At 45.1% G+C, this 9,293-nt stretch carries 13 protein-coding genes; 3 read left to right on the top strand and 10 right to left on the bottom strand.

From position 1 onward, the window contains the following. Nucleotides 1-98 precede the first annotated feature (98 nt). Genes QUB35_RS33075 through hpsO form a run of 3 tightly spaced genes read right to left on the bottom strand, consistent with a single transcriptional unit; the run spans nt 99 to nt 1,835 of the window. Nucleotides 99-278, bottom strand: a complete 180-nt coding sequence (locus QUB35_RS33075) for a hypothetical protein (protein WP_333146304.1) — start codon at nt 276-278, stop codon at nt 99-101. Continuing rightward, nucleotides 275-622, bottom strand: a complete 348-nt coding sequence (locus tag QUB35_RS33070; protein WP_333146302.1) for a hypothetical protein — start codon at nt 620-622, stop codon at nt 275-277. Before QUB35_RS33070 ends, QUB35_RS33075 begins: the two co-directional genes overlap by 4 nt. A gap of 43 nt (nt 623-665) precedes the next feature. Further along, the gene (gene hpsO, locus QUB35_RS33065) at nt 666-1,835 is read right to left on the bottom strand and encodes a hormogonium polysaccharide biosynthesis glycosyltransferase HpsO (protein WP_333146300.1); all 1,170 of its coding nucleotides are present in this window, start codon (nt 1,833-1,835) and stop codon (nt 666-668) included. On the opposite strand from hpsO, the gene QUB35_RS33060 reads away from it, so the two are divergent. Next, a complete protein-coding gene (locus QUB35_RS33060) occupies nt 1,812-1,964 on the top strand; it encodes a hypothetical protein (protein ID WP_333146306.1) in 153 nt (50 codons plus the stop codon). The two genes, hpsO and QUB35_RS33060, sit on opposite strands and share 24 nt — an antisense overlap. Here the strand turns inward: QUB35_RS33060 and hpsN are convergent. From hpsN to hisH, 5 genes are all read right to left on the bottom strand, one after another. Continuing rightward, nucleotides 1,951-2,925 carry a hormogonium polysaccharide biosynthesis glycosyltransferase HpsN gene (gene hpsN / locus QUB35_RS33055; protein ID WP_333146298.1) on the bottom strand — a complete coding sequence of 325 codons (975 nt, stop codon included), beginning with the start codon at nt 2,923-2,925 and terminating at the stop codon, nt 1,951-1,953. The genes QUB35_RS33060 and hpsN overlap by 14 nt on opposite strands. A 186-nt stretch (nt 2,926-3,111) precedes the next feature. Continuing rightward, entirely contained in the window at nt 3,112-4,572 is a 1,461-nt protein-coding gene (gene glmM / locus QUB35_RS33050; protein ID WP_333146296.1) for a phosphoglucosamine mutase, read from the bottom strand. 256 nt (nt 4,573-4,828) lie between these two features. Then, nucleotides 4,829-5,371 carry a 16S rRNA (guanine(966)-N(2))-methyltransferase RsmD gene (gene rsmD, locus QUB35_RS33045; protein WP_333146293.1) on the bottom strand — a complete coding sequence of 181 codons (543 nt, stop codon included), beginning with the start codon at nt 5,369-5,371 and terminating at the stop codon, nt 4,829-4,831. After that, on the bottom strand, nt 5,368-5,508 hold the full coding sequence (locus QUB35_RS33040; protein ID WP_333146291.1) for a hypothetical protein: 141 nt from the start codon (nt 5,506-5,508) through the stop codon (nt 5,368-5,370). Before QUB35_RS33040 ends, rsmD begins: the two co-directional genes overlap by 4 nt. A gap of 146 nt (nt 5,509-5,654) precedes the next feature. Then, a complete protein-coding gene (gene hisH / locus QUB35_RS33035) occupies nt 5,655-6,290 on the bottom strand; it encodes an imidazole glycerol phosphate synthase subunit HisH (RefSeq protein WP_333123944.1) in 636 nt (211 codons plus the stop codon). Nucleotides 6,291-6,458: 168 nt separating this feature from the next. Between hisH and QUB35_RS33030 the strand changes: the two genes are divergently transcribed. Continuing rightward, nucleotides 6,459-6,965, top strand: a complete 507-nt coding sequence (locus QUB35_RS33030; protein WP_333146289.1) for a pyroglutamyl-peptidase I family protein — start codon at nt 6,459-6,461, stop codon at nt 6,963-6,965. Nucleotides 6,966-7,016: 51 nt separating this feature from the next. Here the strand turns inward: QUB35_RS33030 and QUB35_RS33025 are convergent, their stop codons facing one another. Together QUB35_RS33025 and tnpA are read right to left on the bottom strand one after the other, a co-directional pair. Continuing rightward, a complete protein-coding gene (locus tag QUB35_RS33025; RefSeq protein WP_333056840.1) occupies nt 7,017-7,499 on the bottom strand; it encodes a flavin reductase family protein in 483 nt (160 codons plus the stop codon). A 147-nt stretch (nt 7,500-7,646) separates the two neighbouring features. Continuing rightward, the gene (gene tnpA / locus QUB35_RS33020; RefSeq protein WP_333146287.1) at nt 7,647-8,045 is read right to left on the bottom strand and encodes an IS200/IS605 family transposase; all 399 of its coding nucleotides are present in this window, start codon (nt 8,043-8,045) and stop codon (nt 7,647-7,649) included. A 52-nt stretch (nt 8,046-8,097) separates the two neighbouring features. Here tnpA and QUB35_RS33015 point away from each other — a divergent pair, with 52 nt between their 5' ends. Further along, nucleotides 8,098-9,285 carry a transposase gene (locus tag QUB35_RS33015; RefSeq protein WP_333146285.1) on the top strand — a complete coding sequence of 396 codons (1,188 nt, stop codon included), beginning with the start codon at nt 8,098-8,100 and terminating at the stop codon, nt 9,283-9,285. Nucleotides 9,286-9,293: the final 8 nt, after the last annotated feature.

Here is a 9,293-nt window from a genome sequence, read left to right as displayed (position 1 = left end):
AATTAATAATTAAATGGGGTCGCAAAATCAAAAATAAGGGTAATGATTGTATCACAGTTTAAATGTGCAACAGCTTACCAACATCTCCCCTTACAAATTTAATTATCTGCAAAAGGCTGCCCGTCTAGCTGTTCAGCTTCCTCTCTCTTTGTTGCTGTAATTTGGGTATTGTGAGCCATTGTCTTGGAAAATTCATACATTTCACTGGCTTTTGCTTCCGCGGCTTTCACAATTTCCAGGATTTCCAGGAGTTGGCTTTCATCTGGTAATTGTTTCATGGCAATGCTTCTAATCTCTCAACTACTTTGTCTATCATAATTTTCGATTCAGGAGCCATATGTAGCAAGGCTGCTAAATAATCTCCTGCTTTTTGAACATCTTCATCGGGCACACCAGCCATCAATACATTGCCCACAATGTGCTCTGCTTGTAAGCGAACACCTGATACGCAGAATTGAAAATTACTGATCGAAGAAAAGTATTGCATCAGTATTTCATTCTGGGGAAAAAGAGACATTGCTCTTCTAAGTGCAAAAAGTCCCTGCGTTGCTTGGCGATCGCTATCGTCTAGTACCTGGTAGAGTTCGTCAACCAAAGAGCGTATCTCGGAAGGAATAGACATTTACTACAGTTTTTATTTAACACTTGCATTATACTGCTAAAAGTTACAACAATTCTTTGTAGAAGTCCAATAACTGCTCAGCTAAAGCTTTATTTGTATAATTGCTCATCGCTCTATGATAACCCCGATCGCCCAAATCGGCCGCCAACTCCCGCCGCTCCATCAATTTCTGCAAACACTCTCGCAAAACCCCTGCATTTCCTTCTGGGAATAATAACCCCGCATCGCCGATGACGTGGGGAATTTCCCCGCAGTCGGAACCAATAACCGGAATGTGACAGGCCATCGCTTCAATTAAAACGTGACCGAATTGTTCTTTCCAGCCCACCGTGGTCAGAGTTTTGAATTTATAGCTGGTTTGCGAGGGCAATACCAAACAGTTCATTAAGTTAATGTAAGGGGGAATTTCTTCGTGGGAAACGCTTTCTACCCAGATTATTCGGTCGCTGATTCCCCCTTCAATACATTTTTCGGCGAGGTGCTTCCGCAATTTTCCTTGTCCTACTAACAGCCACTTCCAAGAGCTTTTTTTCAACCCTGCCAAGGCTTCAGCTAAAGTCAACAATCCTTTTTCTTCGACAAATCGACCTACAAATCCTACCACAAAATCGGTCGGTTTAATGCCAAAGCTGCGCGATAAATCAGCGTCTTTACCAGTGGGGCGAAACAAAGTTTCATCTACGCCGAGTTGTGGCATTACTTTTACCGCACCTTGATAGCCCCGCTGCCGCAAAATTTTAGCTCCATCTAGGTTGCCTGCAATAATTCCGTCGGTGTGCTGAAGATTGTAATTTTCTAAGACTGAAACGGGCCAATTCAATTGATAAGGCAGATTCCACCAAGTAAATAATATATTTTTTGCTTGCAGTTTTAGGAGTTTATTGAGTAAGATTAACTGAGCGCAAGCAAGAGATTTTGCACCTTGTTCAACTTGAATTATCTGCGGTTTAATTTTTTGCAGAACTTCAATTAAATCTATACCAAAAGTTAGCAACCCTTGATTGTTTTGACTAAAGTTGGAGACGGGGACTACTTTAAATGAGCCTTTTTCATAAAATTGCGTTTCTATAATTTTATTTTGTACGCCTCCCGGTTTCCAACGCTGCGGCACTACAACTGTTACTTCAATATCGGGTTCTAGGTTGGCTAATATCTTGAATTTTTCCCGATTAATGTCCACAATATAGGTGTGACTAGCCACGAGAATTCTCATTTATTGGGAATGGGGAATGGGGAATGGGGCATGGGGCATTGGGCATTGGGAATGGGGCATTGGGCATTGGGAATGGGGCATTGGGCATGGGGAATTGGGAATGGGGAATTGGGAATTATTGAGCGTTAATCTTGTCTTGATGGGTGTAAGTTTGTCCATCATTCCACAGAGATTGAATTAGTGTATTTATAGCACTGAGAAAACCCAGGATATAAAAAGCAAATCTAGTTATAATTTTAATGGGCGAGTGGCTTTTATAACAAGGTGGATTTCCCCAAACGTGGCAGTCAAACAGTTTGGCAAAAAATCGCAGGCATTGAAAGGCTGTTAAATTTTTCAATCCCATGAGGAAATGGTTGTGATAAAATGTGACTTGATACTCGATCGATCGCGTGCTGACATCGTGACAGCCCCCGCTCTCTTCCCCCAAGTGAACTAAACACGCATTGGGATCGTACCAAATTTTCATGCCAGTCGATCGCAATCTCAAACAAAAATCCGACTCCTCCCGCACCGCACTCCCTGCAAACCGCTCGTCAAACCTCAGCCCGCACTCGGCAAAAACCTGCCGACGAAATGACATATTGCAGCCTCTAGCCGAGAGCACCTGCTGCGGTTTTACTGTATGCACCAAATCGATAAAATACCAGGCAATGCCCGCATCCATAGCTTCTGAGGGCAAATATTCGATCGCCAAATCGCCTCCAGAATTATCCAGTTTCATTCTGTCAAAAACCCTGCCCGCCACACATCCCACATCGGGTTTTTCTAAATAGTTGTCAGCGTGAGCAGCCAAAAAACCATCTGGCAATTGTACATCATCATCAATAAATAAAATAATCTCTCCCACTGCGCGCCGCACTGCATAATTTCGAGCAGCCGGCAAACTCGCCCAATCTACTCTAAACCAGCGAATTTTGCCAGCATTTGCCAATTCCTCTAAATAAACTTGAGTTTCTGATTCGTGGGTGCGAGTTTGATCGATTACCAGCACTTCAAAATTCGGGTAATTTTGCCCAATCGCATCAGCCAATGTCTCTCGCAGAGGTTGCTCGCGGTTGTAGGTGGGTATCACAACAGAAATCATCATCACACAATTGAGTGAAAATAAAGTTAAGGGTAGGCAGGATACCTGCCCCCCTCGTTATTTTTGGAGAAGTTGATTAAAACTCGAAATTAATAGTTAGAAATTTTGATTTATGAATTTTGAATTAAAAGATTTCAACTCAAAACTCAAAACTCAAAACTCAAAAGTTTTAGGAATTCCCCCTTTCCATCAGATGGCTATGTGTTGCTGAACGGCTAAAACTAAATTTTCAGTCCAGAAATTAGCCAATTCGGCGCTAGCAGCTTCCACCATAACTCGCATGAGCGGTTCAGTGCCAGAAGCGCGAACCAAAACCCGTCCCTGTTCTCCCATTGCTGTTGTAGCACGTTCGATCGCACTTTGCATTGCCTCGCACTCGTGCCATTTCAGGCGTTTTTCGCGATCGTCCACCCGAATATTCCGCAGCAACTGCGGATAAGTTTGGAAACTGCCACTTACCAATTGTGCCAAAGATTCCCCGGACTGGCGCACCAGCGAAGCCAAATGCAAAGCCGTCAGCAAACCGTCGCCGCTGATACCGTAATGCGGACAAAGAATGTGTCCCGACTGTTCGCCGCCCAACATCGCACCAGTGCGCTGCATTTCAGCGTGAACGTACTGATCTCCGACGTTGGTTCTAGTTAGTTTGCCCCCCAATTCTTCCCAAGCTCGCTCGAAGCCGAGGTTAGCCATTACAGTAGAAATAATTAAATTGGATGGTAACTGTTCGGAGTCGCGTAACTGCCGGCCCCACAGATAAAGAATGTAATCGCCGTCAATCGTTCGACCTTGGTTGTCAACACACAAAACTCGATCGGCATCGCCGTCAAAAGCAAAGCCCAAATCGGCATTGTGTTCCAAAACAGCCGCTTGCAAACTGTCGAGATGAGTAGAACCGCAGTTAACATTAATACGATCGCCATCAGGAGAGTCGTGCAAACAGATAACATCCGCCCCCATTTGCGCGAACACCGCCGGCGCCAAACCCGCGGCCGCCCCCCAAGCCAAATCCAAAACTATCCGCATTCCCTCCAAATTCATCTGTTGCAGCGAATCACAGAGGGAAGTGGCATAATCTTTAACCAACTCAGACCGATGGTAGTGGTGTCCCAAACCCAAGCTAGCAATTGGAACCTTTGCCCCCCGGATTCCCGCTTCGATTTGTTCCTGCAACTGCTGCGACAGCTTGGAGCCGTTTGAGCCGAAAAATTTAATGCCGTTGTCTTCTGGGGGATTGTGAGAAGCCGAAATCATCACTCCGCCGACCGACTCCGAAACGCTTGCCAGATAAGCAACGCAGGGAGTGGGACACAATCCCAAATTCCAAACTTCTAAACCGGCGGCTGTCAAACCCGCTGACAGTGCCATTGCCAGCATATCGCTGGAATTCCTGCTGTCTTGCCCCAAAATCACAGGCCCCTGGTTGGGGGAATTTTGCCGTAGAACTTGTCCAGCCCAGAAGCCCACTTGCAGGGCTAGGGGTGCATTCAGCAATTCTCCAACTTTCCCGCGAATGCCGTCTGTTCCGAAGAGTTTGGTATTGGGCAGGGGGAGGCTATCTCCCACCAGAATCGTATCGCGTTTGACTGGCTGTACCGAGTTAGCAGCCGGAAACTCGCTGCCACGAGGGCGCGAAGGTGTCTGAACCATATTCACTCCTTTAGGAATATTCACACTCACAGTTTGGGTTCATGTTACAACTGAAAGTCTTTATTTTCAGCCTAAACTCCATTTATTTCGTCAATTGCTGAAGCAACTTGCTTTGACAACCTACGCACCAAGCTTAACTTCATCGGAAAAATTTGTATTGTACGCAATGGAAAAACTTTTAGTACCGGGGGCGCCAACGCCAGGAAACCCGGTTTCTTTTTGCCTGCAGGAGTGACGCTGCTGCGGTTTGAGCCTCTCAGCAACTGCGGGTATAGAAGGTTAATGCTGTATTGCCGTATATTTTATGGCGGCAAATTTCTAGGCCGGAAATTGGTTGTGTCGATCGCTCCGGGCTGTGTTCGACGGCCATTTCGCCGAGGAGTGCTAGCATTTCTTGGCTGGCGATCGTGTTTAACACAGGTTCGTACAAGTCGCTGGCGTAGGGCGGATCGAAGTAAATGCGATCGAACTGCTGCCCCGCTAGTGCCGCCAACTTCGCCGTCGCGTTTCCCCGCAGTATTTGGAATGTTTGGGACGAGTCTGCTATTTTCTCCCAGTTTTCGCGGATAATCGCACAAGCTTTCGCCGACTGTTCGATGCCAGTGACACTCGCGGCTTGACGACACAAAGCTTCTGCACCCATCGAACCACTGCCTGTACAAATGTCAAGCCATCTGCAATCTGCGATCGTCCCTTGCCAAATATTAAATAAAGCTTCTCTGACTCGCGAAGGTGTAGGGCGAGTTGCGAGTCCCGGCAGGGTTTTGATTTGGCGATTGCCACTGATTCTTAAAGTCATTTAGGAAGAAGGAAGAAGGAAGTTCGGCAACGGATTCTGTAACGGATGTAACGGATGTAACTCACATCTTGCACCATTCTCAAGAACAGGCAAGATGCCTGTTCCACAAAGAGTAAATTTTCTTGTGGAACAGGCATCTTGCCTGTTCCTAAACAAGTAATTGAGAATGGTGCAACATCTCAGATGTAACGGATGTCAGGAAGAAAGAAGAAGGAAAAAGACTTTTAAAAATGTCAAACCCGGTTTCGGCAATCTACCGGGTTTTTTTTAAGATTCATGCCACCTAAGCAGGTACTTTTTCCCTCACCAGACTGACAAAATTTGACAGCATTTGCAATCCCGTACTCGAAGACTTTTCCGGGTGAAACTGCACGGCCATCAGATTATCTTTAGCTATAGCCGCCGTCACGTTTTGACTACCGTGAGTCACAATTGCCGATCGCACTTCCAAATCAACTGGATCGACATAATAAGAATGCACGAAATAAACCCAAGGATCAGACGGTAAATTTTGCCACAGCGGCAAATTCGGCTGAGTAAATTCCAATTGATTCCATCCCATGTGGGGAATTGTCAAACCCGGTTCCGATCGAAATCGGCGCACTTTTCCCGCAATAACGCCCAATCCCGGTTCTACACCTTCTTCGGAACTTTCAAACAGAATTTGCAAACCCAAACAAATGCCTAAAAAAGGTTTTCCCGAGGCGATCGCCCTTTTTATCGGTTCTATCAAATTGCGCGATCGTAAATTCTGCATTGCCGGGTCAAACGAACCCACCCCCGGCAAAACCACCGCATCAGCCTGCTCGATTATAGCAGGAGAATCTGTAATTTTTGGCACTGCACCCACATTTTCCAAGCCTTTACAGACCGAGTGCAGATTGCCCATGTCATAGTCCACTACTGCAATGACAGACATTGACTTACTTGCCTTATATTATCAATATCAGTATTATTGCATACAATTAGTCATTAGTCATTAGTCATTAGTCATTAGTCATTAGTCATTAGTCATTAGTCATTAGTCCACAGTTAACAGTTAACAGTCAACAGTCAACAGTCAACCGTTAACAATCCCCCATCATTTATGACAACCAAAATCCTGCTAACCTCATTTGATACTTGGCTTCCCCATCAGCAATCCAACTCTTCTGACGACTTATTAGCCAAGATTTCCCAAATCAAATCTTGGCCTGATTCCCTGACTTTTTTGAGGAAACTGCCAGTAGATTTCCAGCTAGCACCTGATTTAGCGATCGCCCAAATCAACCAACTCCAACCCGACACTATTATCTGCTGTGGCATGGCAGAAAGTCGGCAAAAATTAACCGTAGAATCCTGCGCTTGCTGCGATAGCGACATTCTGAAAACAGCAGTTAATCTCGAACCGCTAGTCGCTGATTTAGCCGCCACAGAAATCAGTCACGAAGCAGGAAAATTTGTTTGCGAAGCCCTGTATTATGCAGTTTTAAAACACCTTGCAGATTCTCAACTTAGCACCAAATGTATTTTCGTACACGTACCAATTTTGACAGAAGAAAATGCCGACAAAATTGTCGCAGATTTTTTATTAATTTTAACTCGCCTCCCTTAACAACTGACAACTGACAACTGACAACAGCCAGTTGCCAACTGCCAGAGGTCTTTAGCCGCCGTAATTCCAACCGGTGCTTTCTAGCAGCAACGGATTGCCTTCTCGGTGGACGCCTGCAGCCAGAACTTCTCCCACATAAACCGTGTGATCCCCGTGTTCCACAGCCCCGACAACTTTGCACTCGATGTAACCCAGAGAATCCGAGATAATCGGACAACCAGTTTCCGCGCCCGGATAAAATTCTACATCCTCAAATTTATTGCCAACGCGACGCTGCTGCTTGAAGAATTTCTGGGCTAACTCTTTTTGCCCTGCTTCTAGGAAACTCAAAGCAAAGACACCGCTGGCTTTGATCATGGCGTGGGATTTGGAGTCTTGCTTGACGCAGTTGACAACTAAGGGAGGGGTAAAAGAAGATTGCATCACCCAGCTAGCGGTGAAACCGTTGACTTCCTCCCCGTCTTTGACACCGCAGATGTACAATCCGTGAGGGATTTTCCGCAAGATGGTCTTTTTAGCTTGTTCGTCTAGCACGGGCTTACCTGTTCGATCGATAATTCTACACCGCTCAGTTTACCAATGTCGCGCCCACAAACCCACCTGTCTTAAGGGCTATTCGCTAATATTGCCTTTTTCGATCCCAAACTTGACCAAGAAAAATGGGATACAAGCCCCGTCCTTCTAGGACGGCTTTTCTTGATTTCTAATATACTCTTTCAAAACTTCTAAAGGCGCACCCCCAACAGAAACAGCAAAATAACTAGGACTCCATAATGCTTCTTTGTGGGGTTTTTTGTGTCCAGCCTGTCCGTATCGACGACTGGAAACACCTTTGAGTGCGTTAACTATTTGAGATATCGACAATTTAGGCGGATACTCGATCAGCGTATGAACATGATCGGCTTCCCCGTTGAACTCTAGCACTTGAAAGTTCATTTTTTGGGCTACTTCTCGAAACGACTTTTCAATCAAATCAAGACCTTCGCTCGTGAATACAGACCGACGATATTTTGTTATACATACCAAGTGTATTTTAAGTTCTGTAACAGAATTGCGTTCGAGACGGTAAACTGTTGTCATTACTTACAGACCAATATATAATCAAACTTACAGACCAACATTCAGTATAACCATGAAGGCGAGATTCCGGTACAGATTTTATCCGACGACCGAACAGAGACAGAGCTTGGCTCGGCTGTTTGGCTGCGTCCGCATGGTCTGGAACGACAGTCTGGCTCTCTGTAAACAGTCTGAAAAAAAACCAAGTTCGTCTGATTTGCAAAAAATCGTAATAACCCAAGCGAAAAAGACCGAAGAAAGAGCTTGGCTGAGCGAGGTTTCTAATATTCCTCTACAGCAATCTGTAGCAGACTTAGAAACAGCTTTTAAAAACTTCTTCGATTCCTGCAAGGGGAAGAGAAAAGGTCGTAAGGTTGGTTATCCTAAGTTCAAGAAAAGAACAAATAGCCAGTCGGCCCGATTTAGGATTGGCGGTTTTTCTCTAAAAAATGGCGGTGTCTATTTAGCCAAGATTGGTATTGTAAGCCCAATATGGTCAAGAGAAATTCCATCTGAACCTAGCTCAGTCACGGTAATCAAAGATTGTGCAAATCGTTATTTCCTAAGCTTTGTGGTAGAAGTTCAACCCGTTCATTCTGATGCCAAAAACCAAAGCATCGGAATCGATTTGGGGATTAAAACTTTTGCAGTGATGAGCAATGGTGAAAAAGCCGAAAGCCCTAACTACAAAAAATTAGACCGGAAAGTTCGCAAACTCCAGCGCAAATTAGCTCGTCAACCAAAAGACTCTAAAAGGAGAAACGCAACCCGAATCAAAATTGCTAAGTTGCACAACCGCATTGCCGATGCCCGCAAAGATTTCCTGCATAAATTATCAACCAAAGTAGTCAACGAAAACCAAGTGATTATTTTGGAAGACTTGAATGTATCAGGAATGGTGAAAAACCGGAAGCTTTCACGGGCAATTAGTCAGCAAGGATGGCGAGAATTCAGGACTCTCTGTGAGGCTAAGTCTGAAAAGTTTGGTAGAGAATTTCAGGTAATTAGTAGGTGGGAATTTACTAGCCAAGTTTGTGCGGATTGTGGTTTTAAATGGGGCAAAATTGATTTGTCTATTCGTTCAGTGCTTTGTGTTAGTTGTGGCACTGAGCAAGACAGAGATCAAAATGCTTCGAGGAACATACAAAAAGTCGGGATGGGGAATCGCCACGACTCAAAACGGGCGCAGAGGGATTGTCAGACTACTCCGGTAGCAGAACCCTATGAAGCGTCAAGAATCACCGCGCCTGATAGCCGGTGAGTATTTCA

Origin of the sequence: Microcoleus sp. B13-B6 (genome assembly GCF_036705405.1) — a bacterium.
In the GTDB taxonomy this organism is placed as follows: domain Bacteria; phylum Cyanobacteriota; class Cyanobacteriia; order Cyanobacteriales; family Microcoleaceae; genus Microcoleus.
Note: the sequence above shows the minus strand (reverse complement) of the source record. Positions and strands in the feature narration are given on the sequence as shown.